The 25,539-nt window shown below is 62.4% G+C and carries 23 protein-coding genes; 14 read left to right on the plus strand and 9 right to left on the minus strand.

Going from position 1 to position 25,539, the window contains the following annotated elements:
• The first annotated feature begins 31 nt into the window (after positions 1 to 31).
• From LHAB_RS10245 to LHAB_RS10290, 10 genes are all read left to right on the plus strand, one after another.
• A complete protein-coding gene (locus tag LHAB_RS10245) occupies positions 32 to 1,030 on the plus strand; it encodes an ABC transporter substrate-binding protein (RefSeq protein ID WP_194943157.1) in 999 nt (332 codons plus the stop codon).
• Positions 1,031 to 1,064: 34 nt separating this feature from the next.
• Positions 1,065 to 1,829: an ABC transporter ATP-binding protein gene (locus tag LHAB_RS10250; RefSeq protein WP_090045974.1), complete on the plus strand. Its 765-nt coding sequence runs from the start codon at positions 1,065 to 1,067 to the stop codon at positions 1,827 to 1,829.
• On the plus strand, positions 1,819 to 2,574 hold the full coding sequence (locus LHAB_RS10255) for an ABC transporter permease (RefSeq protein WP_090045976.1): 756 nt from the start codon (positions 1,819 to 1,821) through the stop codon (positions 2,572 to 2,574). Before LHAB_RS10250 ends, LHAB_RS10255 begins: the two co-directional genes overlap by 11 nt.
• Positions 2,575 to 2,610: 36 nt before the next feature.
• Entirely contained in the window at positions 2,611 to 3,657 is a 1,047-nt protein-coding gene (locus LHAB_RS10260; protein WP_194943158.1) for a TauD/TfdA dioxygenase family protein, read from the plus strand.
• A gap of 19 nt (positions 3,658 to 3,676) precedes the next feature.
• Positions 3,677 to 5,170, plus strand: coding sequence for an aldehyde dehydrogenase family protein (locus tag LHAB_RS10265; RefSeq protein ID WP_090045980.1), 1,494 nt, complete (start codon positions 3,677 to 3,679; stop codon positions 5,168 to 5,170).
• A gap of 9 nt (positions 5,171 to 5,179) precedes the next feature.
• Positions 5,180 to 5,794, plus strand: coding sequence for a BMC domain-containing protein (locus LHAB_RS10270; RefSeq protein ID WP_090045983.1), 615 nt, complete (start codon positions 5,180 to 5,182; stop codon positions 5,792 to 5,794).
• On the plus strand, positions 5,791 to 6,762 hold the full coding sequence (locus LHAB_RS10275) for a nuclear transport factor 2 family protein (protein ID WP_090045986.1): 972 nt from the start codon (positions 5,791 to 5,793) through the stop codon (positions 6,760 to 6,762). Before LHAB_RS10270 ends, LHAB_RS10275 begins: the two co-directional genes overlap by 4 nt.
• Positions 6,759 to 7,028, plus strand: coding sequence for a EutN/CcmL family microcompartment protein (locus LHAB_RS10280; RefSeq protein WP_019427481.1), 270 nt, complete (start codon positions 6,759 to 6,761; stop codon positions 7,026 to 7,028). The genes LHAB_RS10275 and LHAB_RS10280 overlap by 4 nt, the downstream gene beginning before the upstream one ends.
• A 70-nt stretch (positions 7,029 to 7,098) precedes the next feature.
• A complete protein-coding gene (locus LHAB_RS10285) occupies positions 7,099 to 7,371 on the plus strand; it encodes a BMC domain-containing protein (RefSeq protein WP_019427480.1) in 273 nt (90 codons plus the stop codon).
• A gap of 29 nt (positions 7,372 to 7,400) precedes the next feature.
• Positions 7,401 to 8,078: a microcompartment protein gene (locus LHAB_RS10290; RefSeq protein ID WP_090045988.1), complete on the plus strand. Its 678-nt coding sequence runs from the start codon at positions 7,401 to 7,403 to the stop codon at positions 8,076 to 8,078.
• A 110-nt stretch (positions 8,079 to 8,188) separates the two neighbouring features.
• Here LHAB_RS10290 and LHAB_RS10295 read toward each other — a convergent pair whose 3' ends face one another.
• From LHAB_RS10295 to LHAB_RS10310, 4 genes are all read right to left on the minus strand, one after another.
• A complete protein-coding gene (locus tag LHAB_RS10295; protein ID WP_090045990.1) occupies positions 8,189 to 8,647 on the minus strand; it encodes a RidA family protein in 459 nt (152 codons plus the stop codon).
• A 125-nt stretch (positions 8,648 to 8,772) separates the two neighbouring features.
• On the minus strand, positions 8,773 to 9,666 hold the full coding sequence (locus LHAB_RS10300; protein ID WP_090045992.1) for a transglutaminase family protein: 894 nt from the start codon (positions 9,664 to 9,666) through the stop codon (positions 8,773 to 8,775).
• Positions 9,667 to 9,681: 15 nt separating this feature from the next.
• Complete coding sequence (locus LHAB_RS10305; protein ID WP_090045994.1) at positions 9,682 to 12,444, minus strand: circularly permuted type 2 ATP-grasp protein; 2,763 nt, start codon at positions 12,442 to 12,444, stop codon at positions 9,682 to 9,684.
• A gap of 84 nt (positions 12,445 to 12,528) precedes the next feature.
• The gene (locus LHAB_RS10310; protein ID WP_090045995.1) at positions 12,529 to 15,939 is read right to left on the minus strand and encodes a transglutaminase family protein; all 3,411 of its coding nucleotides are present in this window, start codon (positions 15,937 to 15,939) and stop codon (positions 12,529 to 12,531) included.
• Between the two features lie 322 nt (positions 15,940 to 16,261).
• Between LHAB_RS10310 and LHAB_RS10315 the strand changes: the two genes are divergently transcribed.
• The 3 genes from LHAB_RS10315 (at position 16,262) to LHAB_RS10325 (ending at position 21,456) form a co-directional block, all read left to right on the plus strand.
• Entirely contained in the window at positions 16,262 to 18,877 is a 2,616-nt protein-coding gene (locus tag LHAB_RS10315) for a DNA internalization-related competence protein ComEC/Rec2 (RefSeq protein ID WP_090045997.1), read from the plus strand.
• A 56-nt stretch (positions 18,878 to 18,933) separates the two neighbouring features.
• Entirely contained in the window at positions 18,934 to 20,397 is a 1,464-nt protein-coding gene (locus LHAB_RS10320) for a circularly permuted type 2 ATP-grasp protein (RefSeq protein WP_090046000.1), read from the plus strand.
• 81 nt (positions 20,398 to 20,478) lie between these two features.
• Positions 20,479 to 21,456: an alpha-E domain-containing protein gene (locus tag LHAB_RS10325; RefSeq protein ID WP_090046002.1), complete on the plus strand. Its 978-nt coding sequence runs from the start codon at positions 20,479 to 20,481 to the stop codon at positions 21,454 to 21,456.
• A 45-nt stretch (positions 21,457 to 21,501) separates the two neighbouring features.
• Here the strand turns inward: LHAB_RS10325 and xth are convergent, their stop codons facing one another.
• From xth to LHAB_RS10345, 4 genes are read right to left on the minus strand one after another with little or no spacing between them, the layout of a single operon-like run.
• The gene (gene xth / locus LHAB_RS10330; protein ID WP_090046004.1) at positions 21,502 to 22,296 is read right to left on the minus strand and encodes an exodeoxyribonuclease III; all 795 of its coding nucleotides are present in this window, start codon (positions 22,294 to 22,296) and stop codon (positions 21,502 to 21,504) included.
• A 7-nt stretch (positions 22,297 to 22,303) separates the two neighbouring features.
• A complete protein-coding gene (locus tag LHAB_RS10335; protein ID WP_090046006.1) occupies positions 22,304 to 22,888 on the minus strand; it encodes a DUF4337 domain-containing protein in 585 nt (194 codons plus the stop codon).
• Between the two features lie 10 nt (positions 22,889 to 22,898).
• On the minus strand, positions 22,899 to 23,387 hold the full coding sequence (locus LHAB_RS10340; RefSeq protein WP_090047897.1) for a dihydrofolate reductase: 489 nt from the start codon (positions 23,385 to 23,387) through the stop codon (positions 22,899 to 22,901).
• 11 nt (positions 23,388 to 23,398) lie between these two features.
• The gene (locus tag LHAB_RS10345; RefSeq protein WP_090046008.1) at positions 23,399 to 24,238 is read right to left on the minus strand and encodes a thymidylate synthase; all 840 of its coding nucleotides are present in this window, start codon (positions 24,236 to 24,238) and stop codon (positions 23,399 to 23,401) included.
• A 227-nt stretch (positions 24,239 to 24,465) separates the two neighbouring features.
• Between LHAB_RS10345 and LHAB_RS10350 the strand changes: the two genes are divergently transcribed.
• A complete protein-coding gene (locus tag LHAB_RS10350) occupies positions 24,466 to 25,287 on the plus strand; it encodes a flagellin (RefSeq protein WP_090046010.1) in 822 nt (273 codons plus the stop codon).
• Between the two features lies 1 nt (position 25,288).
• Here LHAB_RS10350 and LHAB_RS10355 read toward each other — a convergent pair whose 3' ends face one another.
• Entirely contained in the window at positions 25,289 to 25,507 is a 219-nt protein-coding gene (locus LHAB_RS10355; protein ID WP_090046012.1) for a hypothetical protein, read from the minus strand.
• Positions 25,508 to 25,539: the final 32 nt, after the last annotated feature.

The raw sequence follows: 25,539 nt of genomic DNA on the forward strand, positions 1-25,539 counted from the left end.
GATCAAGTCAAAGAACCACATTGGAGACGACATGAAATTTTCTGCCCCTGCATTTGTACGCACCACCTTGGGTGCCATCGCCTTGACCCTCGGTGCCAGCGCCATGGCGCAGTCCGTGGTCCGCTTCCAAGACTATCCTGGCACCGGCAATCTGTTGGTGCGTGTGGCCCAAGAGCAAGGCTTCTGCCAGCAAGCGGGTATTCGCTGCGAACTGCGCACCATAGCGGGCGGTCCACTGGGCATGCAGACCATGCTCTCGGGTGACATCGAAGTGTTTTTTGGTCCGACCGAAGTGGCGGTGGCCGCCGTGGCCCGCAAGGCCCCCATTTCCATCATTGCCGCAGGCTTCGTTGATCCGGTGTTTTTCATGGCCGCAGGTGCAAAAACCGAATTGGAAACAGAAAAAGAAGGCTACCCCGGTGTGGTCAAGTCCTTCAAGGGCAAGAAAATCGGCGTGACCCAGCGTGGCTCGGGCGCTGAATTCCAAGTCATCGACATGCTTGCGGATGTGGGCCTGACCGCGAACGACGTGACCTTTGTGGCCGTGGGTGCGCCCGACACCGCCTTTCCTGCGCTCACGCGCGGCCAGGTCGACCTGATCATGACCTTCCCGCCCGCCGATGGCATGTGTGAAGTGCTCAAGGCCTGCCGCCTGGTGGTTGACCCTCGCAAAGGGCAAGGACCCAAGAGCATGCTGGCGACCCGGGGAGGCGCTGGCGCCATGGCGGTGAAGACCGACTGGGCGGCGGCCCATCCGCAAACGGTGGCCGCCATCCGCAGGATGCTGGACTTGTCGGATGCCTTTGTGTCCAACCCAGCCAACTTCGGCAAGACACTGGAGATCCTGCGCAAGACCTTTGCCCTGCAATTGCCCAACGCAGACCAGATCGCTGAGGTGAGCCTGCGCAACTCCATCAGCAACTTCAAGGCCCGTGGCACCGTGCCCGCCATGCAGGCGGTGGCCGATGCCATGACCGAAAACAAGCTGCTGCCGGTCAAAGTGAACATGGCACCAGCGGTCTTGCCTTGAACTTCGAGCGGCGCGCTATTTTCAGGGAGCATTCATGATCGACGCGCAGCGCATCGACCTGAGCTTTGACGGCACCCATTTGGTGTTGCAGGGCGTAGACCTGAACGTCAAGGCCGGGGAGTTTGTTGCGCTTGCCGGCCCCAGCGGCTGCGGCAAAACCACCTTGCTCAACCTGTGCGCGGGGCTGGTGGATTTGCCTGCAGGTCAGCGGCTGATGGTGGCGGGCGAAAAGCCTGCACTCGGCAGCCACAACGTGGCTTACATGTTGGCCCGCGACAGTCTGTTCCCTTGGCTCAATGCGCTGGACAACGCCGCCTTTGGCCTGAAAGTTCGGGGCGTGCCCATTGCGGATGCCCGGGAACGGGCCGCTTTGATGCTCAAGCAGGTCGGACTCGGTGGGTCTGAGTACCGACTGCCCAAAGCCCTGTCTCATGGCATGCGCCAGCGCGTGGCACTGGCCCGCACCTTTGCCATGCCTTCGCCCCTGCTGCTGATGGACGAGCCCTTTGGGGCACTGGATGCGCAAACCAAGTTGCAGCTTCAAGACCTGCTATTGCAGTTGTGTCAGGACGGCCACCGAACGGTGCTGTTCGTGACACACGACCTGTCCGAAGCCGTCGCGCTGGCCGACCGGGTGATGGTGATGTCCTCGCGTCCAGGGCGCATCGTGGCCGATGTCAAAGTGCCGCTGGCGCGTCCGCGCTCTATCCGTGAGCTGCAGACCAGCGATGAATTCCACCGCACCTATGCCCAGGTTTGGAAACATCTCGAAGAAGGGTGGGTGCACCATGAGGGCTGAAACATTGCGTACGCTGTCATGGCATGCCCTGTTCCTTTGCGTGGTGCTGGGCTTATGGGAGTGGGGTGCACGAGCAGGTTGGGTTGATCCGAGTTTCATGGGCAGCCCGCTCGGCATCATCACATTCACGCTGGACAACCTGACCAACGCCCGCTTGTGGGGCGATCTGGGCTACACCCTGTTGGCCGTTTTCGCGTCTTTCGTCATAGGCTCGGTCGCCGCCATGATCACGGGCTTGGCCTTTGTCACCTGGCCCAAGTTCGAGGCTTTTTGCGACCCCTACGTCTCTGCCTTCAATGTGCTGCCGCGCATTGCGCTGGTGCCGCTGTTCATTTTGTGGTTTGGTTTGGGCATTGGCTCCAAGATCGCTCTCGGGGTTTCGCTGACGTTCTTTATCGTGCTGTCCAGCACGGTCGCCGGTATTCGGGGCGTCAGCCAAGACCATGTGACGCTCACCCGCACTCTGGGTGCCAGCAGTCGGCAGATGTTTTTTTCAGTCACATTGCCGGGCGCTGTTCCGGTGCTTTTCTCAGGATTGCGCCTTGGTGTGATCTACGCCTTGCTGGGCGTGGTGGGCGCAGAGGTGATTGCTTCCGAGCGCGGCCTCGGGCAACAACTCGCTTATCTGGGATCCACATTCAACGTCAACGGCGTCTGGTCGCTGCTGTTTGATCTGGCGCTCATTGGCGTCCTGATCATGAAGCTGATGAATTGGATCGAACGCCGTTTGCTGCACTGGCAATGAAGCCCGTTGGCCAAAACACATCAAGGAGATAAAAAAATGAACTTCCGTCACATCCAGGTCGACCCCATGACGCCCACCATCGGCGGCATGATCAGCGGCGTTGACCTGAACAACACCCGATCAGAAGACGTCTACGAAGAAATCAAAAAAGCGCTGTGGCAATACGGCGTGGTGTTCTTCCGCAAGCAGGCCTTGAAGCCCGAGTCCTATATCCGTCTGGGCCAAAACTTTGGCGAGATGGAGCAGCACGAATTCTTTCCGCACATCGAGGGTCACCCCCAGATCCAACTGATCTCCAACCAAGGCAACGAAGCCCCCGAGACCGACCGCTGGCACACCGACGTGACCTTTCGCAAAAAGCCCAACATGGTTTCCATCTTGCGCATCACCGACTTGCCCCCCTCGGGCGGTGACACCATGTGGATGCACGCGGGCGCGGCTTACGATGCGCTCAACCCCGGCATGCAGCAAATGCTCGAAGGCCTGCAGGCCGACCACGACCTGCCTTGGCACTTCCGCCGCATCAACGCCAGCGAGCGCTTTGCCAAGCGTGCTTCTGCCAAGAGCGGCATGATGGTCACGGCCAGTGAGCAAGAGTGCAAGATGATCGAGAACACGCCCACGGTGTCGCACCCTGCCGTGATCACCCACCCTTACAACGGCCGCAAGATCTTGTTCGTCAATTCGATCTGGACCAAGCGCTTGCTGGGCATGCACATGGACCTGTCCGAGGCCGTTTTGAACATGCTCTACGAGTGGGTCAAAAAGCCCGAGTTCATGGTGCGTTTCCGCTGGGAAAAAGATTCCTTGGCCATGTGGGACAACTGTGCCACGCAGCACTACGCCGTGTTCGACTACGCGCCGCACTACCGCGCAGGCCAGCGCATGACTTGCGGCAGTTTTGTGCCCACACTCAACCCCGGTGCTGGGGCTGGTGGTCAGCCTTCGGTGATGCGCCAGTTGCTGGACACCACCCGCATGCAAGCGGCCAACCCGCGAGAGCAGCAGGCGGTGGAAGCCATCTTCAGCGCGCTGGAAAGCGTGGATCTGAACGCCGTGGCCAGTGCCGCTCAGCGCCGTTGAACCTCAGCCTTACCCTCTCATGAGTTCAAGCAATCCCATCGAACTGGCCGACCACGACCTGGCCGCCTTGCAGGAGGCCCGCGACTTGTTGGGCCGTGCCCGTCAAGCCGCTGCCGCGCTGGCTCAGTGGACGCCTGAGGATGCCAAGCGTGTGGCCAAAGAAGTGGCTGCGGCCTTGCTGCCGCGCGCCGAGTTTTATGCCGAGTGGGCCGTGCGCGAAAGTCGCATTGGCAAAGTGGCCGACAAGATCGCCAAAAACCAGATCGCCTGCACCCTGACGCCTACAGCTTGGGACAAGGTGGCCCTGGGCGGCGTGCGCCGCAACGATGCCCTGCGCATCGTCGAAATCGGCCGCCCGGCCGGTGTGGTGGTGGGTTTGTCCAACTCCACCTCGCCCGTGGCCACCATCCTGTTCAAGACCATCCTGTGCCTGATGACGCGCAACGCGCTGGTCATCTCGCCGCACCCAGTGGCGCTGGGCTGCTGCACTGCCGTGACGAACGAGCTGCAGGCGGCGATCGAAAAAGCCGGTGGTCCGGCCCATGCGCTGCAAATCCTGACCCGTCCCACCGTCGAGGCCACGGGTGCGCTGATGCGCGACGCCCGCACCGACGTGATTTTGGCCACCGGTGGCACGCCCATGGTGCGTGCGGCCTATGGCTCGGGCAACCCCGCCATTGGCGTGGGTTCGGGCAATGTGCCGATTTATGTGGACATCAGCGCCGACATCGAAGCGGCTGCTAAAACCATTGTGGCGGACAAGAACTTTGACCACGGCAGCCCCTGCCAGGCCCCATCGGTGCTCTTGTTGCACGCGGGCATTGCCGGGTCCATGCAGCAAGCCCTGGCCCGCCAAGGGGCGCATGTGTGCACGGAAGAAGAAGCGCAAAAAATCCAGAACCACGCCTTTGCGGGCGGCAAGTTCAACGGCAAAGTGGTCGGACGCCCTGCGCATGAGATCGCGCAGGCCGCTGGCGTGCAGGTGCCGCGCGACTGCCAAGCGCTGGTTTGCCCCATCGCCAACCCACAGGCTGGCCATGTGATGCTCAAGGAAAAGCTCTCGCCCATCCTGGGCTGCGTGGTGGTCCAAGACGTTGACCAGGGCATTGGTGTGGCGAGGCTCATGCTGCAGCACAGCGGTGCAGGCCACACCACCGGCATCCACTCGGCATCTGCCGAGCAGGCGGTGTACTGGGGCGCGGCGCTCGACTATTACCGTGTGGTCGTCAACGGCTCCACCGTGCACGACAGCACCGGTGCCAACACGGGCCTGCCTTACACCTTCACCATCGGCACGGGTTACGCGGGCAAAAGCTCGGTGGACTGCAACGTCGGCCCCGAGCTGCTGGTCAACTGGAAGCGCGTGGCCTTTCCGCTGCCGGGCGGTTGGGCCGGTGCCATGGCTTCGGGCGCTGCTTTGCCAGCGGCACCGGGCCAGCTGTCCACCCTCACGCCTGAACTTCAGGCCACCGTCCTGCGCATCGTGCAGGAAGAACTCGAACACCTTCGCTGAAAGCCTGACATGTCCACTTTGCGCAGTTACATTTTTCTGGACCGCTTGCAGCCACAACTGATGTGCATGCTGGGCTCCACCGCCCGTGGTTTCTTGCCGCGCCACAACGACGCGGCCATGGTGATCGAAGTCGCCCCGGGCATGGACATCGAATGGTTGACCGACATCGCGCTCAAGCACGACGATGTCAAGCCCGGCAACCTGGTGGTCGAGCGTCAGTTCGGCTATCTGGAGTTCCACGGTCAGTCTTCTTCGTCGGTCAAGTCCGCCGGTGCTGCGGTCCTTGAGGCCATGGGTGTGAGCGAGAAAAGCGTGCTCAAGCCAGAAATTTTGGCCTCTAAAGTCATTGACCGGGTCGACGGCTACCACGCCTTTTTGATCAACCGCAGCAAGTCGGGCAGCATGCTCTTGCCCGGCGAGTCGCTCTACATCATGGAGATGACCACCTCGTCTTATGCGCTGCTGGTGGCCAACGAGGCCGAGAAGGCCGCCAACGTGAAACTGATCGACTGCCGCTTCATGGGCCCAGCCGGTCGCTTGTACCTGTCGGGCAATGCCTCGGACGTGCGCGCTGCAGCGGCCGTGGCCGAGGCGGTGATCCGTGACGCGGGGGGTGCTGCATGAGCACAGACGCCTTGCGCGAGCAAATTCGCACGCAGGTGCGAAAAGCTTTGGGCGGTGCGTCCAGCCCAGCCCCGGCGGCTGACGCGTCCGTGGCGGCTTTGATGCGCCGCTTTGAAGCCGGTTACGAGACCGTGAGCGCCGAGGCGATCGTGGCTTGCTTTGCGCCCGATGTGGTCTGGGTCCTGCCCGACTCGCGCGTGCTCAATGGCCGCGCCGCATGCTTGGCATTTTTGAAAGAACGCTTTGCCAGCCCCACTGGCCCGAAGTTTTCGGACTCGCACATGAACGTGCTGGGTCAGACCGTGGTGCAAAACTACAAAGTGTCCGTACCGCTGCCCGGTGGCCAAATGGCTACCCTCGACGGCACCGATGTCTACCAAATTCGCAATGGCCTGATCGCCCGCAAAGACGCTTACTGGAAGCAAGTGGGCATGCCCAAGCCTGCAGCTGCAGCGCCATTGTCTCCGGCGCCTGCACATGCCGCTCCCAGCCCCGCAGGCGTGGTGGTGCCCTTGCGTGTGGGCACGGCCGCACAAGCTGCCGCGCTGACCGACCTGTTCAAGCGCCTGGCCGCCAGCCCCGCGCTGCTGCAAGCGGCGCAATCGGGCTTGCTGCGCTTTGACATGCGTGTGGACGAAGCGGCGGTGAAAGCCGTGGCAGCCTCTGCTGGCGCGTCCGGCGGCGCCTCGGCCATGGCCGCCACCACCGCCATCGACCCGGCTGCTTGTTGCCCCTCGTGCAAAGAAGGCAAAGCCTGCGAATGCAAGGACGAGCATTGCGACCTGCATGCACGCAAGGCGGGCGAATCCGTGCCTGAACTCAAAGGTGTGATCGGCGAGAAGCTGCTCAAAACCTTGCCCGCCAGCATCAAAACTGTTCGCATCCACCCCAAAGCGGTCCTGACCCCTTTGGGCAAAGAAGCCCTGCGCAAGCGCGGCATCACCATTGAACGAGGAGCCACCCCATGAAAACAGGAACCGTGATCGGCCGCATCGTGGCCAGCAAGCGACTGCCCGAGTTGCCCGCTGGCGCATTGCTGGAGGTCCAACTGGACTACCCCAAGGACGTGGTGGTCTGCTACGACCCCATGGGCTGCGGCATTGGCGAGCGCGTGATGATCACCATCGGCGCGCCGGCTGCCTGGTGGTTCGCTCCGGCTCACCCGCGTGTGGTGGCCGATGCACTCATCATCGCCTCGCTCGACAACTATGACACCCCCACCCCGATGCGTTGACGCAGCGGCACTTTTTCCCCTCACCCTTTCCTTCAACCCTTTCTTTTTTTAACCCCTCAAGGAGACTCACATGTCACAAGCCATCGGAATGATCGAAACCAAAGGTTATGTTGCTGCTTTCGCTGCCGCTGACGCCATGGTCAAAGCCGCCAACGTCAACATCGTTGGCAAAAAAGAAGTCGGTGGCGGCCTGGTCGCCATCATCGTCTCGGGCGATGTGGGTGCCGTCAAAGCTGCCACAGAAGCCGGTGCTGAAGCCGCAGGCGCGATCGGTGAGGTGGTGTCCTGCCACGTCATCCCACGTCCACACGCTGACGTGTCCAAAGCCTTCGACGGCAAGTGATCGCAGGCTGTTGCAGATAAGGAGGCCGCATGGCCACAAGCAAAAAAGCCACAGCGCCCGCCCAACCGCCTGCCAAGCCGGCCGCTGAGCTTCGGGTTTACCTGACGCTCACCGACCTGCAGCCCCAGTTCTCCTCGTGGATGAGTTCGCCCCTGGGCGCACGCGGCTACGTGGCGATGCAAGGCACCAACGCGCTGCTGGTCGAGATCGCCCCCGGTCTGTCCATTCAACGCGTGATTGATTTGGCCCTCAAGGCCGAGCCCACACTCGAGCCCGGCATCCTGGCGGTGGAGCGGCAGTTTGGCGTGCTGGAGTTGCACAGCAACGACAGCGCGGCGCTACAGCGAGCCGGAAAGGTCATCCTGCAATGGATGGGCGCGAAGGCCGAAGACCAGCTGCGCCCGCATCTGCTGTACAGCGACATTCTGGAAAATGTGACCGATCAGCACGCCGTGCTGATGAACCGGACACGCCAAGCCAGCATGGTGCTGCCTGGCCAGAACATGCTGCTCATGGAAGTGGCCCCGGCCCTGTTCGGTGCCCACATGGCCAACGAAGCCGAAAAGGTCGCCCCCGACTTGACCTTGGTCGAGTGCAGCATGATCGGTGCCAGTGGCCGCATGTACCTCACAGGCAGCATGGCTTCTCTCGAAAAAGCCAAAGCCCATGTGGAGCAACTGCTCGCGCAGATTCCGGGGCGCGGCTGATCTTCAAATCACCAACCGACCGGCCCGGGTCCGGGATCATGAGGGGTGCCAGCCCCTGCCTCGCACAGACAAAACCCCACGCCTTGCATCAGCCGGGCATGGGACTTTTTTCAGCCGATTTCGGCGATCAGTTCGATCTCGACGCAAGCGCCCATCGGGATTTGCGCCACCCCAAAGGCGCTGCGGGCGTGTGCGCCGGCCTGTGCGCCAAAAACCTGGCCCAGCAGTTCGCTGCAACCGTTGGTGACCAGGTGCTGCTCGGTGAAGTCGCCGGTCGAGTTGACCAGGCTCATCACTTTGACGATGCGTTTGACCTTGTTCAGATCGCCCACTGCTGCATGCAGGGTGCCCATCAGGTCGATGGCCACGGCGCGTGCGGCTTGTTGGCCTTCGGCGGTGCTGATGTTCTTGCCCAGTTGGCCGACCCAGACTTTGCCGTCTTTTTTGGCGATGTGGCCCGACAGGAACACCAGGTTGCCGGTCTGCACAAAGGGCACATAAGCGGCAGCAGGTACAGCCACGGGGGGCAGTTCGATGTTCAGGGATTTCAGGGTGTCGTAAACGCTCATGCTCAGCCTCTGTGCAGTGGGGGATGGATTCTCGCCTGCGCGGGAATGACAAAAATGAACCGGGATTGTCGCTCAATCCGATGGACCGATTCGGCCATCTTTGTGGGATGCAGGCTCCTTGCAGCCTACAGCGGCGCTACCGTGACCGCGACGTCGAGTGTGTGAGAGCCGCCCCCTTGCAGCACGCCGCGCAGGGGTGAGACATCGGCGAAATCCCTGCCCACAGCCAGGCGCACATAGTCTTCGCCCGGACTGGCCAGACCGCAGCGGTCATTGGTCGGGTCCAGGTCGAACCAGCCTTGGCTGGCGTGGCTGGCCAGTTCGGGCATATACACCGAGGCCCAAGCGTGCGAGGCGTCACTGCCCACCAAGCGGGCTTGGCCCGGTGGCGGCTGGGTGAGCAGGTAGCCGCTCACGTAGCGTGCCGGCAGGCCCAGCGAGCGCAGGCAGGCCACCAGGATGTGGGCAAAGTCTTGGCAAACCCCCCGTTTGTTCTGAAGTGCTTCCAGAGCGGGGGTGTTGATGTCGGTGCTGGCCGTTTCGTAATGGAAATCGCGGTGCATGCGGGCCGTCAGAGCCTGGGCCGCTTGCATGAGCGAACGCCCGGGCGTGAAACTGCTTTGCGCATAGTCGGCAAAGGCCGCGTGCACCGGGGCATGGTGCGAGCCAAAGACCATGCCCGCATGCACATCTCCCGCCTGGCCACCCCGGTAGCGGAAATGATCACGCACGGCTTCCCAGCTTTGCAGGGCGCTGGCTGGAGAGATCGCTCGGGTCTCGACCTCGGTGTAGGCCCGCACGCTCAGGCCCTCGTGCGGATGAGTCAGCGCCCAATAGGCACGGTGGTTCAAAAAAGCGTCGATGCTGTGCTGCACCGAAGCCTCGGGCGAGATCTGCATCGTATGGCGCAAGACGCTTTGGCAGGGCGTGTCGGCCGCTTGCAGATGGGCCACATGCTGCGCGGTTTGCACCGAGGGGCTGTAGCGGTAGCGGGTGTCGTGCGTGATGGCCAGGCGCATGGTGTGTCTTGTGCTTCAAGCACCCACGCTGTAGCGGGCTTCACCGCTGTGCGTGAAAAACAGGCTGCACAGCTGGTCCGAGACTTCGCGTGCGGCGCTTTGGCATTGGCCAAGTGTGGCCTGCAGGGGCAGGGGCTGGTTTGTTGCTGTGGTTGCGTTGTTGGTGCTTGCGTTCAGAGGCCACAGCGCCTCGGGCCGCAACTCGATCAGCGCGGGCAGGCGCTCAGCCAAAGGCAAGGTCGCCCCTTCGGCCAGATGGCCCATGCGCTTCAAGCGTGAGCGCAGCGTGTGCGCCACCCAACCCAGCGAACGGGGGTTGTCCGGGTCGGTCACCAGCAGGTCCACCAGGGCCTGGGGCGTGCGGCTTTGCTGGTATTGGGCGTGGAAACTGATGGTGCTGTCAAACAGGTCGAGCACGGTGTCAAACCCGGCTTGCTCTTCTATGAGGCCCAACTGCACAGCTTCGCTCAGGGCGTGGGACAAAAATTCAAGCCGCTCGATGTGGCGGCCCATGGAGAGCAAACGCCAGCCGTCGTCGCGGCTCATGCGGTCGGTTTGTGCGCCTGTGAGCGCGGCCAGCATCTGGCTGGTGTCGGCCAAAAGGCCTTGCACCACCACGGACTCGGGCAGGGCCTCAGACGTGGGCTGTGGCAGTGCTTGCGCTTTGGCTGGTTGGAAAAAGCGCGATTCGGCCTGTTCAAGCAAGCGCCAGTGCTCGGGCGAGAGGCGCTCGCGCACCGAAGCGGCGGCCAGGCGCACCGAGCGCAGATTGAATCCCACGCTGGTGGCCAGTTCTTGGTCCCACAAGCCGGCGATCAAGGAGCGCTCGAACACGCGGTGCGCTTGCCCTGCGGCAGGTACACCGGCCCTGACCAGGCCGTGGCGCATGGCCATGCGGGTGATGAAGTTCAGCAAACAGGGCAGGTTCTGGTTTCCGCTGCCCAGTATTTCCAGACTCAGACGTACCAGGCGCAAGGTGTTTTCGGTGCGCTCGGTGTAGCGGCCCATCCAGAACAGGTTTTCTGCGGCGCGGCTGGTGACCAGCCGTTGGCGTTGCGCGATGGCTTCACTGGCGGCCGGGATGCTGGACGCTGCACAGGGCGGTGTGGTGGGTTTGGCTGCCAACAGCGACGGGGCCTGCCACGGGGATGGCGTTGGCACCTGTCTGGTGTGGGCTGTCTGCGCATGGGGCGGTGGCGCGGTGGTGGGGCTTTGCACCCAGACGTCCGCGCTGGAGCCGCCGCGCTGCATGGAGGCAATGCCCTCACGCGTGCCCAGCCGTGCCAGACCACCGGGCAAAACCTGCCAGCCGCCTTGGGCGTCGACCACCGCGAACACGCGCAGCACCACCGGGCGGGACTGGATGCTGGACACGCCACCAGCGCCGGTTTGCCAGGTGGGTTGGTGCGACAGCGGCAGCCAAGACTGCAGGGTGTGGGCGTCGGGGTCGCGCAAGATGCGTTGGGCCCATTCGTTTTGTTCTTGGCGCGACAGTCGGTGGCCCAGCACCGGCTCGAAACTTTGGCGGTCGGTGTGGTACGGGTAGGTGGGCTTGATGACGCAATGCGCGATGCGCGGCAACACGTCTTGCAAGGCCGCAGCTTCGCCGCACCACCAACTCGGGATGGCGGGCAGTTGCAGCTCTTGCCCCAGCAGTTCACGCGCCAGGCCGGGCATGAAACCCAGCAGCGCGTTGGACTCCAAAAAGCCCGAGCCGGGCGTGTTGGCCACCAACACGTTCCCACTGCGGACCGCTTGCAGCAGGCCGGGTACGCCCAGCGTCGAGTCGGCCCGCAACTCCAAGGGATCAATCCAGTCGTCGTCCACCCGTTTGAGCAAGCCGTGTACCGGTTGCAAGCCTTGCAGGGTTTTGAGGTACAGCTTTTGGTCGCGCACCGTCAGGTCGTTGCCCTGCACCAGGCTCAGGCCCAGGTAGCGTGCGAGGTACGCGTGCTCAAAGTAAGTTTCGTTGTAAGGGCCAGGCGTGAGCAGGGCGATGTGTGCAGAGGCCCCTGCCGGGCTGCGGGCCTTGATGCCGTCGATCAGGGTGCGGTAGGTGTGCGCCAGCCGCTGCACCGGAAACGCCTCAAAGGCCTTCGGGAACAGGCGCGAGACGATTTGCCGGTTTTCGATCAGGTAGCCCATGCCCGAGGGCGCTTGCGTGCGCTGCGACAGCAGCCACCAGCACCCGTCAGGCCCACGCGCCAGATCAAAAGCAGCCAGGGACAAATAACGCCCACCCACCGGGGTCACGCCGTGCATGGCAGGCAAATAGGCCGGGTGTCCTTGCACCAGCGCAGGAGGCAACTGGCCGCGCAACACCAGTTGCTGTGGGCCGTAGGCATCGGCCATGATGCGCTCGAGCAGCTGCATGCGTTGCATCATGCCTGCCTCGATCTGTTGCCAGTCGCTGTGACCGAGCATGAGCGGGAACAGGTCGAGTGACCAAGGGCGCTGCGGCTGGTCGGCGCTGGCATAGACGTTGTAGGTGATGCCGTTGTCGCGCACCTGCCGCTGCAAGTTGGCCATGCGGGTGTTCAGATCTGACCGTTGTCCTGGGGGTTCCGACGCCAGAGGCTCGATGAAGGATTGCCATGGCCCGCTGATCGAGGGGGTGGTCTTTGCCGTTATGGCTGCTTGCTGTGACGCTGCAGAGGGTGCGACTTCACCCCGCAGTTCATCCCAGTGCCCTGCAGGGGCGCGATCTTGCTCAAGCGACAGCCATTTCATGGCTTGGGCTTCAGGTGCGCGGTCCTGTTGCGGTGAGGGCTCATTCATCAAAGCATTGTCGCTGGAATTGGAGCGAACTCATGGGTCTTCGTGGGAGCGAGCCCCCGCAGGGGTGATCCAGTCGATGGGCATTCATACCCGTCTCAAATCCAGCGTGTACGGAAACTCAGGACTGGCGTGCAGCAGGGCGTTGGGTCGCAGGGTTGGCAACTGTTTCATGGCGCCGGGCGTGTGCCCCATGCGGAAAAAGCGGGCCAGGCGGCGGCTCTCGGCTTCGTAGGCGTTGACCGGGAAACTGTCGTAGTTGCGGCCCCCGGGGTGCACCACGTGGTACTGGCAACCTCCCAGCGAGCGCTTCATCCAGGTGTCTACCAGGTCCACCGTGAGCGGCGCGTGCACGCCAATGCTCGGGTGCAGCGACGAGGGCGGGTTCCACGCCTTGTAGCGCACGCTGGCCACGTACTCGCCCACCACCCCCGTGGGTTGCAAAGGCAGGGGGGTGCCATTCACGGTCACGGTGTGGCGTGCGGGGTTGATGCCGCTGACATGCACCTCGATGCGCTCGATTGACGAGTCCACATAGCGGGCCGTGCCGCCTGCGCCATTTTCCTCGCCCATGACATGCCACGGCTCGAGCGCATTGCGCAGGGTGAGCACCGCGCCATCGACCTGGACTTGGCCAAGCAATGGAAACCGGAATTCAAAATGCGGCGCAAACCAGCTGGGGTCGAAGTGAAAGCCCGCATCGCCCAACTCGGTCAGCACATCGTCAAAGTCCTTTTGCAACCAGTGTGGCAGCATGAAGCGGTCGTGCAGCTCGGTGCCCCAGCGCGTCACGGGCGCTGCATACGGCGCGTCCCAGAAGCGCGCCACCAAGGCCCGCAACAGCAACTGTTGCACGATGCTCATGCGCTCGTGCGGCGGCATCTCAAAGGCCCGCAGTTCGAGCAGTCCCAGTCGCCCGGTGCTGCTGTCGGGCGAGTACATTTTGTCGATGCAGAACTCGCTGCGGTGCGTGTTGCCGGTCACATCGATCAAAATGTTGCGCAGGGTGCGGTCGACCACCCAAGGGGCCATGTCTGTGCCGTATTTTTTGCGGTGGCGGGAGATTTCGCGCAGCGCAATTTCCAGCTCATAGACCTGGTCGTTGCGCGCTTCGTCCACACGCGGGGCCTGGCTGGTGGGGCCGATGAACATGCCGCTGAACAAATAGCTCAAGCTCGGATGGTTGTGCCAATACAGGATCAGGCTGGCCAGCAATTCGGGGCGGCGCAAAAACGGGCTGTCGCCAGGCGTGGCACCGCCCATGACCATGTGGTTACCGCCGCCCGTGCCGGTGTGGCGGCCATCGGTCATGAACTTTTCAGCGGACAAACGCGTCTCGAAGGCGGCTTTGTACAGGAACTCTGTGTGCGAGACCAACTCGGTCCAGTTGTGGGCCGGGTGGATGTTGACTTCGATCACGCCGGGGTCGGGCGTGACCTGCAGCAGTTTGAGGCGCGGGTCGCGCGGCGGCGGGTAGCCTTCCAAGACGATTCGGACGCCCAGTGTTTTGGCTGTGGTTTCAACCGCACTGACCAGGCTCAGATAGTCTTCCAGTCGCGCCAGCGGGGGCATGAAGACGTAGAGGATGCCGGATGCGTCTGCCTTGGCCAGGGCCTGGGCTTCGGCCTTGGGCCCGTTGGCCCGTTGCGGGTCGCGCACTTCCACGCACAAGGCGGTGCGCACCACGGACGGGTCGGACTTGAATTTTTCAGGCGTGACCGATGCAGCTGGCGCCGAGGCATGGCGGGTCTGCATCGTCACTGGGGCTGGGGCGGGCAAGGCGCTGCGTGGCGCGAGATGCGGCGAAAAGGGGTCTTGCTCGATCATGTGCCAGCGCTCGGTGGGCGCCGCCCAAGGCAGCGAGTCCAGCGGCAAGCGCCAGCCCATGGGTGAGTCGCCGGGCATCAAATACATGCGTTCTTCGCGTACAAACCAGCGGCCGGTCTGCCACTGCGTGCCTGACGGCACGGGGTTCACACCCTCAGGCGGATCGATGGCTTGCAGCGGCAGCACATAGCCCACTGCGGCGTCCAGCCCCTGGCTGAAGATCCGACGCAAGCGGTTGCGTTCCATTTCGTCGTCCAGCCGGGCGTCGAAGGGGTCCACGTTCACGGGCAAGCGGCGCTCGCGCCAGAGGTAATACCAGGTGTCCTCGTAGCCAGGCAGGACAGTGTCGCTGGACAGACCCAGCTGCAGCGTGAGGGCTTGCATGAAGCGCAATGCGTCGGCATGGGTGTAGGCGCTGGGTGCGCGTTCGTCGGCAAACACCGCCGGGTCTTGGCAGCAGGGCGTGCCGTCGGCGCGCCAGTAAATGCTGAGCGCCCAACGCGGCAACTGCTCACCCGGGTACCACTTGCCTTGGCCAAAGTGCAAAAACCCCCTTTGCCCGTATTGCTGGCGCAGCTTGTGCACCAGTTCGGTGGCCAGGCCCCGTTTGGTGGGACCCACGGCGTCGGTGTTCCACTCCGCACCCTCGCGGTCAAGGGTGGACACGAAGGTGGGCTCGCCGCCCATGGTCAGGCGCACGTCTTGCGCCAGCAGTTGCGCATCCACCTGCTCACCCAGCTTGAGCACGTCTGCCCACTGCGGATCGCTGTAGGGCTTGGTCACGCGAGGCGACTCGTGGATGCGGGTGACCTCCATGGTGTGGCTGAACTCAACTTCGGCCTCGTCCATCAGGCCTTCAATGGGCGCTGCCGCTGAAGGCTGGGGTGTGCAGGCCAGCGGGATGTGGCCCTCGCCAGCCAAGAGGCCCGAGGTCGGGTCCAGGCCCACCCAGCCCGCGCCGGGTAGATACACCTCGCACCAGGCGTGCAGGTCGGTGAAGTCGACTTCGGTGCCGCTGGGGCCGTCGAGTGATTTGACGTCCGGGGCCAGCTGGATCAAATAGCCCGAGACAAAACGGGCGGCGATGTTCATGTGCCGAAACAGTTGCACCAAGAGCCAAGCGGTGTCGCGGCAGGAGCCGCTTTTCAGGGTGAGTGTTTCTTCGGGTGTTTGCACCCCCGGCGCCATGCGGATGGTGTAGCGGATGTCCTGGTGCAAGCGTTGGTTGATCTGCACCAAAAAATCGATGGTGCGCTGGCGCTGGCGGTCCAAGCTGGCCAGGTATTTCTTGAACAGCGGTGTTTTGGCGTCTTTGACCAGGTAGGACTGCAACTCCTCTTTCACCATGTCCGAGTATTTGAAGGGCACCTCTTCAGCCGAGGGCTCCAAAAAGAAGTCAAAGGGGTTGAACACCGCCATCTCGGTGACCACGTCTACGGTCACTTTGAAGGCGGTGGTTTTTTCCGGGAAAACCAAGCGCGCCTGGTAGTTGGCAAAAGCGTCTTGTTGCCAGTTGATGAAGTGCTCTGCGGGTTCGACCTGGAGGCTGTAGCTCAGGATGCGGCTTCGGCTGTGCGGGGCCGGGCGAAGGCGTATGACTTGGGGGCCGAGCTGCACGGGACGGTCGTAGGTGTAGTGGGTGACGTGGTGCAGGGCGACTTGTATCGACATATCTCGTTGAGCGCAACAGGGGCTGCACGCATGACAAATGCAGCTTGGGCAATTACAAACAAGCAAGACACGCGCCAGGAGGGGCTCTCGACGCTGCGTTAACGCTCCGTTTTCGGTGCGGTTCTGCGCAGCCCCATGCACAGAGCGCCAGCGTGCGCGACACAAAAAAACAGCCAATCAGGGAGGCTGCGATGAAACAATGCGGTGCATTGGCCCAGCGGGCCAAGGGGGCAGGGCCAGTCCTTGGGCAAGAGGGGCTGACCAGGAAACGGCGCTTGTGCGTGCCCTTGAGGGCGCGCGCCAGCGTCCTGTGGAGCGCCCCATGATGTCCTTGGTCTGGGCGCGTGGTCTGGGCGTGGGCCTGATGGCCTGGTGTTTGGGTGTGGCGTTGCAGTTGCAACAATCAGCTTTGTGGCCCGTGGTGGCGTATGGTGGGGTTTTGCTTGGGGTGGTGGGCATGGCCTGGCTGCTGCACGGGAGGACACGCGACGAGCCGACAGATCGCCCAAACGCTGTCTGGGCCAGGTGGGTGATGGGGTGTCTGCTGTGCTCGGCAGCGGCCTTTGGCGTGACCGGCTTGCACGCCTGGACAAGGGCCCACACCATCGACCCGGCGCTGGAGGGCCGAGATCTGGACGTGGTGGGCGTGGTGCAGGCCATGCCCCAGCGGCAAGGGCTGGGCTGGCGCTTTCGTTTTCGCATCGAGCAGGCTTGGTGGCCGGACGTTTCAGGGGCTCGCCAGCCTTTGCAGGTTGGTGCCGATGTGCCCGCGCAGGTGATCCTGGGCTGGTACGGTCAAGAGGGCACGCACGACAGCGGCTGGAACCTCTCGCCCTTGCCCGAGCCTGTCAAGGCCGGGGAGCGCTGGCGCTTGCGTGTGCGCCTGAAAGCGCCGCACGGCCATCTGAACCCGCGCGGTTTTGACTACGAGCTGTGGCTGTGGGAGCAGGGCATTCGGGCCACGGGTGATGTGCGCAACCGCGCCAAAGACCCGGCCCCGCAGCGCTTGGGCGGCACCTGGTCGCACCCCATCGAGGCCTGGCGGCAATCGGTGCGAGACCGTTTGTTGACCCAGTTGTCTCCACCGGGCAGCGATGCCGATGCCGCCCGGCGGGCGGGCGTGGTCGCCGCCTTGGTCACGGGCGATCAGGCGGCCATCGAGCGCAGCGACTGGGACGTGTTCAGGGCCACGGGCGTGTCGCACCTGATGAGCATTTCGGGCCTGCATGTGACCATGTTCGCCTGGCTGGCCGCGGCTGTCGTGGGTTGGTTGTGGCGGCGTTCGGCCCTGTGGGGGTTTGACGGTGCTTTGCGTTGGCCTGCCGTCCATGTGGGGGCGTGGTCGGGCCTGGTGCTGGCCACTTTGTACGCGTTGTTCAGCGGCTGGGGCGTGCCCGCGCAGCGCACCTTGCTCATGCTGGGGGTGGTGTTGGTGCTGCGCCTGTCGGTGCGCCAGTGGCATGGGGCACTGGTGTGGTTGGCGGCCTGTGCTGTGGTGCTGGGCCGGGACCCGTGGGCTTTGCTGCAGCCCGGGTTTTGGCTGAGCTTTGTGGCCGTGGGGGTGTTGATGGCCTCTGCGCCTGCCGCTTGGGGTGCGATCGGTCCGAACGCAAGTGCACCACAAAGGGATGCACCAGACGCACCAACATGGCGTGCGGCGACCGGGCCGACGCCCCGCGAGCACCTTTGGGGTGCATGGGCGCAGGTGGGTGGGTGTCGGCAATGGGGGCGCACGCTGGCGGCCAAGTGGCTGGCTTTGCTGCGCGAGCAGGCCACGGTGACCTTGGCTCTGGCCCCCTTGACGCTGTTGTTTTTTGGGCAGGTGTCTCTGGTGGGCTTGCTGGCCAATTTGCTGGCCATTCCCTGGGTGACGCTGGTGGTCACGCCACTGGCCATGCTGGGCGTGGGGGTGCCCGGGGCGTGGGACGCGGCGGCCTGGGCTTTGCAGCCTTTGCAGGTGGTACTGGGCTGGCTGGCAGGCTGGCCGATGGCCACTTGGTCGAGCGCCATGCCGCCTTGGGGCCTGGCTTTGCTGGCCTTGGTGGGGGCTGTCGGTTTGGTGCTGCGACTGCCACTGTCCTGGAAACTCCTGTGTCTGCCGCTGCTGTGGCCGGTGCTGTTTTGGTCTCCCCCTCGCCCCGCGCCCGGCAATTTCGAGTTGTTGGCGGCCGATGTGGGGCAGGGCAATGCGGTCCTGGTGCGCACCGCCTCGCACAGCCTGCTGTACGACGCGGGGCCCCGGTATTCGGCAGAGAGCGATGCCGGACACCGGGTGCTGGTGCCTTTGCTCGCGCAGATGGGCGAGCGCATCAACACCCTGGTGCTCAGCCACCGTGATAGCGATCACACCGGGGGCGCGGCGGCGGTGCTGGCCATGCAGCCGCAGGCAGCGCTGTGGTCTTCGCTGGAGGATGAGCACGCCTTGCACGCCCTGCGCCCGGGGTGGACGCGATGCGAGGCCGGGCAAGCCTGGGTGTGGGACGGGGTGCGCTTTGAGGTGTTGCACCCGGTGGCCTCTTTGGGTCCGCTCGCCCGTGCTCCCAAGCCCAATGAAGTCAGTTGCGTTTTGCGCATCAGCACGGCGCAGACATCGGCCTTGCTGGCGGGAGACATCGAGATCGCCCAGGAGCAGGCCTTGATCCGGTCCCAACTGGCTCCGGTCGATGTGTTGCTCGTGCCGCACCACGGCAGCAAGACTTCGTCGAGCCTGCCGTTTTTGCAAGCCCTGCAGCCCAGGCTGGCGCTGGTCCAAGCCGGTTACCGCAACCGTTTTGGCCACCCCGCCCCCGAAGTGGTGGCCCGCTACCGGGCGGAGGCCATCGCGCTGGTCGAGTCCAGCCGTTGCGGCGCAGCCACCTGGCGCAGCGACACACCCGGCCAAGTGCACTGCGAGCGGCAACAGCGCCAACGCTATTGGCACCACGTTCAGAGGCCATGAGTCACCTTTAAATGTGGGTATACATCTTGCTAATGTGTTGTCAGGAGTGAAGAGCCATGCGCCAATTCGACGAGATGTACAGCCGCTTGCCTGCACAAGGGCTGGGCGGCGAAGTTCGAGACCATTACCAAGCCTACGCCCGCTGGCTGCAAGCGCAAGACCCGCAGACCATGGCCTCGCGCCGCGAAGAGGCCGAGATGATTTTTCGGCGCGTGGGCATCACCTTTGCCGTTTATGGTGACAAGGACGAAGAGGCGAACACGGACGAGGGGGGCACAGAGCGATTGATCCCGTTTGACCTGATTCCCCGGGTGATCGCCGCCCAGGAGTGGCACAGCATGGAAGCCGGGCTGGTGCAGCGCGTGACAGCGCTCAACCGTTTCATCCACGATGTCTACCACGACCAGGAGATTTTGAAGGCAGGCATCATTCCCCGCGAGCAGATCGAGCGCAACGCCCAGTTCCGCCCCGAGATGGTGGGCGTGGATGTGCCCAACAACATTTATTCGCACATCAGCGGCATCGACATCGTGCGCGCCCCTGACGCCCAAGGCGTTGGCGAGTACTACGTGCTCGAAGACAACCTGCGCGTGCCCAGCGGCGTGAGTTACATGCTCGAAGACCGCAAGATGATGATGCGGCTCTTTCCGGAGTTGTTCAACCAGCACCGCGTGGCCCCGGTGGCGCATTACCCGGACTTGCTGCTGGAAACCTTGCGCGCCAGCAGCCCCGCCACCACGGCCGAGCCCACCGTGGTGGTGCTCACGCCCGGCATGTACAACAGCGCTTATTTCGAGCACGCCTTTTTGGCGCAGCAAATGGGTGTGGAACTGGTTGAGGGGCAAGACCTCTTTGTCAAGGACAAGTTCGTTTACATGCGCACCACACGCGGCCCCAAGCGGGTGGACGTGATCTACCGCCGGGTGGACGACGACTTTTTGGACCCCAACGTGTTTCGCCCCTCCTCGACGCTGGGCTGTGCAGGGCTGATGGAGGCTTACAAAGCCGGTCATGTGGCCATTTGCAATGCGGTGGGCACGGGCGTGGCCGACGACAAGTCGGTCTACCCCTATGTGCCCGACATGATCAAGTTCTACTTGGGTGAAGCGCCGATCCTGAAAAACGTGCCCACCTTCATGTGCCGCAAGCCCGATGACCTGCAGTACACGCTGGCCCACCTGAAAGACTTGGTGGTCAAGGAGGTGCATGGCGCCGGCGGCTACGGCATGCTGGTCGGCCCGGCCTCGACGAAAGCCGAAATCGAGCGTTTCCGGGGGGCCTTGCTCGCCAACCCCGAGGGCTACATCGCCCAGCCCACGCTCAGTTTGTCCACTTGCCCCACTTACGTGGACAGCGGCATCGCCCCGCGCCACATTGATCTGCGGCCCTTTGTGCTGAGTGGCCGCACTGTGCAGATGGTGCCCGGCGGCTTGACCCGCGTGGCTTTGAAAGAAGGTTCTCTGGTGGTGAACAGCAGCCAAGGCGGCGGCACCAAAGACACCTGGATTTTGCAAGACTGATTTCACCCCTGTCATCCTCGGGCTTGACCCGAGGACCCATGGATGCCCGATCAAGTCGGGCATGACACACCAAGGAAAAATATGCTGAGCCGCACTGCCGACCACTTGTTTTGGATGTCCCGCTACATGGAGCGCGCTGAGAACACGGCCCGCATGCTCAATGTGAGCTATGAGACCTCGCTGTTGCCCCAATCAGCGGCGGCTGTCGAAGCCGGTTGGGAGGGCATTTTGTCCATCAGCGAGTTGCTGCCCTTGTATTTGGCGCAGTACAAAAGCATCACGCCGCGCGATGTGATGGCTTTCATGGTCAAAAACGAGAACAACCCCTCGTCCATCTTGTCGTGTCTGCGCGCTGCGCGAGAAAACGCCCGCGCCGTTCGGGGCACACTCACCACCGAGGTGTGGGAAACCCAAAACCAGACTTGGTTGGAAGTGAACCGCATGCTCAAAAGCGGCGAGTTCGAGCGCGATCCGGGCCAGTTCTTCGAGTGGGTCAAGTTCCGTTCGCACCTCTCGCGTGGCGTTACGGTGGGCACCATGCTGATGGACGAGTCGCTGTACTTCATGCGCATGGGCACCTTCTTGGAGCGGGCCGACAACACCGCGCGCCTGGTCGATGTGAAGTTCCACGCCATGCAAAGCGACTTTTTCGGAGCCCCGCAATACGGTGCGCCCGAGACGGAGAGCGCGCAGGAATATGACTTCTACCACTGGAGCGCGATCTTGCGCAGCGTCAGCGGCTTTGAGGTCTACCGCAAGGTCTACCGCGATGTGATCCGCCCGGAGCGGGTGGCCGAGTTGCTGATCCTGCGCCCGGACATGCCGCGTTCATTGCACGCCAGCCTGAACGAAGTCCTGTCGAACTTGAAATTGGTCTCGCACGATGCCGACAGCGACACGCTGCGCCACGCGGGGCGCTTGCGTGCGGAGCTGGCTTTCGGGCGCATTGACGAAATTCTGGCCACGGGCCTGCACGCGTACCTCACCCAGTTTCTGGAGCGGGTGAATGTGCTGGGCGGACGCATCAGCCGCGAGTTCCTGATGCCGCAAGCGGCTTGATCGTCGACGAAGCGCCCACCTGCTGGCCGGGCGAATTGTGGATTATCACTCGCTCAACATCAGCACCACCGGCGCATGGTCGCTGGGGCGTTCGTTCTTGCGGGGTGCCCGGTCGATGGTGCAAGCGCTGGCGCGGGCCTTGAGGGCCTGAGAAATCAAGATGTGGTCAATGCGCAAGCCCCGATTGCGGCGAAACGCAAATTCGCGGTAATCCCACCAGCTGTAGCTTTTTTCGGGCTGCTCAAAAAGCCGGAAACTGTCGGTCAGGCCCAGATCGATCAGGTCCTGCAGCTTTTCGCGCTCGGCCACCGTGCAATGGATGGTGTCCTTCAGGCCGACCGGGTCCCACATGTCGAGTTCGTCAAAGGTGATGTTGAAGTCCCCTGTGAGCACCAGTTGGGCGTGGCGCGTCATTTCGCTTTGCACCCAATCGCGCAGGGCGTCGAGCCAGCGCATTTTGTAAACAAACTTGTCGCTGTCTGGCGCCTGGCCGTTGGGGAAATACGCGCCAATCACCCGCACCGTGCCGCCCACGCCGTCGGGGTAGGTGGCCGCAATCACGCGCGACATATCGTCTTCAAAACCGGGGATGTTTTTGACCACATCCAGGCCTTCGGCCTGAGAGATGAGCGCCACACCGTTGTAGGTTTTTTGACCGAACCAATGCGCTTGGTAGCCCGCCTCTTGGAAGGCAGAAATGGGGAATTTGTCATCGGTGAGTTTGAGCTCTTGCAAGGCCAGCACGTCGATGCCGCCCGACTCTTTTTGTGCAGCCAACCAGTCCAACACTTGGGGCAGGCGGACCGACAGCGAGTTGACATTCCAAGTGGCAATTTTCATGCGGGTCTCAAATATGAAAGGCCGCCAAAGCGCCCACGCCCACGCCGATCACACCCGCGCCGTACATCACGTATTCCAACCATTTCTTTTTGGACAACAGGGCAATCGCGGCCATGGCAATTGCCACTTGCAGCACAGTGGTGGCCTGTGCCCAGCGGTGGTGCTGGTGCATTTGTTCGTCGGACTGTTTGTCCCAGTGTTGGGATTCGGCCTCCAGCTTTTCAGCAGCCGCCTTGATCTCGGCTTTTTCGCCCTTGTAGCGCTTGATTTCGTCCTGGTAAAACTCTTTTTTGGATGGGGTCAACTCCATTGCCAACTCACTCAGGTTTTGCTTGCTGCTTTTGGCCTGGTAATAGTTCCACTGGTTGGATGCCTCGGTCTTCTTGATGGCCGCGTTGTTTTTGTAAAGGCCCGCATTGGCCTGTGTGGCGCCGCCCATGTAGCCAAACAGGGCCCCCACGGTGGCAATAATGGCGGTGAACATGGCGATCGAGCTGGTGTGGCTGTCGCCATGGCTCCCATGCCCGCCTTGTGCGGCATGCTCCAGCTCATGGTCGTGCGGTCCGTGGACGTGGAAACCGTGTCCTGACATGGCGTGTTCCTTAAATGACGTTTTGGTAAGAGACGAAGCTGAAGGCCAGCCCGTTCGCCGCCAGATGCGATTCGCGCTGAATTTCGGTCCAGCCTGCGCCCAATTCGGGACCGAAGGCATCGCCTTCAAAGTCGGCGTCGATCTCCGTCACCACCGCCGTGCTGGCCAGGGGCTCGGCTTGGCGGTAGATCTCGGCGCCGCCCATGATCCAGGCGTCTGGCGCATCTGCGCAAAGTTGCCGGGCTTCTTCGAGGGAGGCTGCGCGTTGTGCGCCATCGGCGCGCCAATCGGCCTGACGGGTCACGACGATGTTGACCCGACCGGGCAGGGGGCGAAAGCGGGCAGGCAGCGAGTCCCAGGTCTTACGGCCCATGATGACCGGTTGCCCCAGCGTGACGCGCTTGAAATGCGCCAGGTCTTCGGGCAGATGCCAGGGAATTTGGTTGTCCTTGCCAATCACGCCATTGCGGGCGCGGGCGTAAATCAGGTGCAACTTCATCTGGCGGTCACTCACACCGCCACAGGGGCCTTGATGGTCGGGTGGCATTCGTAGCCCACGACCTCGAAGTCTTCGAATTCGTAATCCAAAATCGAAGCGGGCTTGCGTTGGATGTTGAGCGTGGGGTAGGCCATGGGCGCGCGGCTCAGTTGCAGCTCGACCTGTTCGTGGTGGTTGCTGTAAATGTGGCAGTCGCCCCCGGTCCAGATGAAATCGCCCACGTCCATGTCGCATTGCTGGGCCACCATGTGGGTGAGCAGGGCATAACTGGCGATGTTGAAGGGCACGCCCAAAAAGATGTCGGCGCTGCGCTGGTACAGCTGGCAGCTGAGTTTGGGCTTGTCGCCCGCCTTTTGAGGAGGCGCCACATAAAACTGGAAGAAGGCGTGGCAGGGCATCAGCGCCATCTGGTCGAGCTCGGCCACGTTCCAGGCGCTCACGATGATGCGGCGCGAATCGGGGTTGTTTTTGAGCGTGTCCATGACCTGCTGGATCTGGTCGATGTGCCCGCCGCTGGGGGTGGGCCAGCTGCGCCACTGCACGCCATACACGGGGCCCAGCGAGCCATCTTCACGCGCCCATTCGTCCCAAATGGTGCAACCGCGCTCTTGCAACCATTTCACATTGCTGTCACCGCGCAAAAACCACAGCAACTCCACGATGATGGCCCGCAAAAAGACCTTCTTGGTGGTGACCAGCGGAAAGCCCTCGTTCAGGTCAAACCGCATCTGGTGGCCGAACACGCTGCGCGTGCCGGTACCGGTGCGGTCGCCCTTTTGCACGCCCGTCGTGTAGACGTGGCGCATGAAGTCTTCGTATTGGCTGCGGATGGGGTGGGCTGGGATGCTCATGGGTGGGAAGTTTACGACATGCATTCTGCGGTTCTGCACGTGGTTTGTCATCGCCATGCAAAGCCAAACTTGGAAATAAAAAACTTGAGGCTTGGCAAGTGTAAATCGTGAAAATGGTGAAAACAGCGTAAAAAGCCCTAAAGTTTTCGCAAATGCAGCATTGAGCACTTATCGTTGGGCCCAGCGGCAAAAAATTGCCGCTTCCATTGCAGGCAAGGAGGCGCCCCATGCAAATCAGCTCGATCCAAAATTCCCTGACGGCCATCATGAGCATGCACACCGCCCAGTCCGCGGTCGCCAAAGCCTCGGAGCGGATCAGCACCGGTTTGCGCGTGAACAGTGCGGCGGATGACCCGGCGGGCGCTGGCGTGGCCAACAAACTCAAAGTCCAAGTGGGTTCGTTTTCGAAAGTCTTGGACAATCTCAGCCAAGGCACGGGCATCGTCCAGGTGGTGGACGATTCTTTGACGCAAATGGTGGATGCTCTGTCCTCCTTGCGGGTGGCATCCGTCGCCTCAATGGGCACCTTGTCGACCGATGACCGGAACATGTACCAGACGCAGGTCGATGAATACCTGGCGGTGATCGACAGCATCTCCAGCAACGCGATGTGGAATGGTGAATCGCTGATGAGCGACGAGGTCACCAAGAGCATTCAAAGCGGCATCAATTCGGGTGATACCACCAGTTTGAGCCTGGAAGAAATGACGGTTTCTTCTTTGTCACTCACTGAATTAAGCGTCGCAAGCACGAGCGATGCTGACGCGTCGGTGGAATTGATCGATACGGCCATCGGCACAGTGTCCAATTACCAGTCGTATATCGGGGCGATGGAGAATGTGCTGGACATTCAGAGCAATGTGGCGACCAGCAACATCACCAATTACTCAACGGCCTATGGCCACATCATGAACGCCGATATGGCCCAGGAGACGTCCAATCTCGCTTCTGCACAGATCCAGCGGGACGCGGCCACGGCCATGCTGGCCCAATCCCACACCATGAACAAGGAACTGGTGGCTTACTTGCTCATGTCCGGTATGTCTTGATTCATTGCACCCGGATGATGCGCCAACCGCGGTCCATCTTGCGGAATGTGAATTTGCGGTCCAGGTTTCTGGACCGGATCATGTAATAGGACAAGGTGCGCAGACTTTGCGCCTGTTTAAACTCCGTGCAGAAGATGCTCTCGCCGATTTCAAGCGAAGAAAGTGTGGCGATGTGGGAATGCAGCCGGATGCTGTCCAGCTCGACCCGCTCGATGATCATGGAAGTGACCTTTCTGTAAGTATTGACAAAAT

The organism is Limnohabitans sp. 2KL-27 (assembly GCF_001269345.1).
Taxonomy (GTDB): domain Bacteria; phylum Pseudomonadota; class Gammaproteobacteria; order Burkholderiales; family Burkholderiaceae_C; genus Limnohabitans_A.

Bases quoted from the DNA above. Each gene is read 5' to 3' on its own strand.
- LHAB_RS10245 (WP_194943157.1), top strand. From the start codon at position 32: ATGAAATTTTCTGCCCCTGCATTTGTACGCACCACCTTGGGTGCCATC.
- LHAB_RS10250 (WP_090045974.1), top strand. From the start codon at position 1,065: ATGATCGACGCGCAGCGCATCGACCTGAGCTTTGACGGCACCCATTTG.
- LHAB_RS10255 (WP_090045976.1), top strand. From the start codon at position 1,819: ATGAGGGCTGAAACATTGCGTACGCTGTCATGGCATGCCCTGTTCCTT.
- LHAB_RS10260 (WP_194943158.1), top strand. From the start codon at position 2,611: ATGAACTTCCGTCACATCCAGGTCGACCCCATGACGCCCACCATCGGC.
- LHAB_RS10265 (WP_090045980.1), top strand. From the start codon at position 3,677: ATGAGTTCAAGCAATCCCATCGAACTGGCCGACCACGACCTGGCCGCC.
- LHAB_RS10270 (WP_090045983.1), top strand. From the start codon at position 5,180: ATGTCCACTTTGCGCAGTTACATTTTTCTGGACCGCTTGCAGCCACAA.
- LHAB_RS10275 (WP_090045986.1), top strand. From the start codon at position 5,791: ATGAGCACAGACGCCTTGCGCGAGCAAATTCGCACGCAGGTGCGAAAA.
- LHAB_RS10280 (WP_019427481.1), top strand. From the start codon at position 6,759: ATGAAAACAGGAACCGTGATCGGCCGCATCGTGGCCAGCAAGCGACTG.
- LHAB_RS10285 (WP_019427480.1), top strand. From the start codon at position 7,099: ATGTCACAAGCCATCGGAATGATCGAAACCAAAGGTTATGTTGCTGCT.
- LHAB_RS10290 (WP_090045988.1), top strand. From the start codon at position 7,401: ATGGCCACAAGCAAAAAAGCCACAGCGCCCGCCCAACCGCCTGCCAAG.
- LHAB_RS10295 (WP_090045990.1), bottom strand. From the start codon at position 8,647: ATGAGCGTTTACGACACCCTGAAATCCCTGAACATCGAACTGCCCCCC.
- LHAB_RS10300 (WP_090045992.1), bottom strand. From the start codon at position 9,666: ATGCGCCTGGCCATCACGCACGACACCCGCTACCGCTACAGCCCCTCG.
- LHAB_RS10305 (WP_090045994.1), bottom strand. From the start codon at position 12,444: ATGAATGAGCCCTCACCGCAACAGGACCGCGCACCTGAAGCCCAAGCC.
- LHAB_RS10310 (WP_090045995.1), bottom strand. From the start codon at position 15,939: ATGTCGATACAAGTCGCCCTGCACCACGTCACCCACTACACCTACGAC.
- LHAB_RS10315 (WP_090045997.1), top strand. From the start codon at position 16,262: ATGATGTCCTTGGTCTGGGCGCGTGGTCTGGGCGTGGGCCTGATGGCC.
- LHAB_RS10320 (WP_090046000.1), top strand. From the start codon at position 18,934: ATGCGCCAATTCGACGAGATGTACAGCCGCTTGCCTGCACAAGGGCTG.
- LHAB_RS10325 (WP_090046002.1), top strand. From the start codon at position 20,479: ATGCTGAGCCGCACTGCCGACCACTTGTTTTGGATGTCCCGCTACATG.
- xth (WP_090046004.1), bottom strand. From the start codon at position 22,296: ATGAAAATTGCCACTTGGAATGTCAACTCGCTGTCGGTCCGCCTGCCC.
- LHAB_RS10335 (WP_090046006.1), bottom strand. From the start codon at position 22,888: ATGTCAGGACACGGTTTCCACGTCCACGGACCGCACGACCATGAGCTG.
- LHAB_RS10340 (WP_090047897.1), bottom strand. From the start codon at position 23,387: ATGAAGTTGCACCTGATTTACGCCCGCGCCCGCAATGGCGTGATTGGC.
- LHAB_RS10345 (WP_090046008.1), bottom strand. From the start codon at position 24,238: ATGAGCATCCCAGCCCACCCCATCCGCAGCCAATACGAAGACTTCATG.
- LHAB_RS10350 (WP_090046010.1), top strand. From the start codon at position 24,466: ATGCAAATCAGCTCGATCCAAAATTCCCTGACGGCCATCATGAGCATG.
- LHAB_RS10355 (WP_090046012.1), bottom strand. From the start codon at position 25,507: ATGATCATCGAGCGGGTCGAGCTGGACAGCATCCGGCTGCATTCCCAC.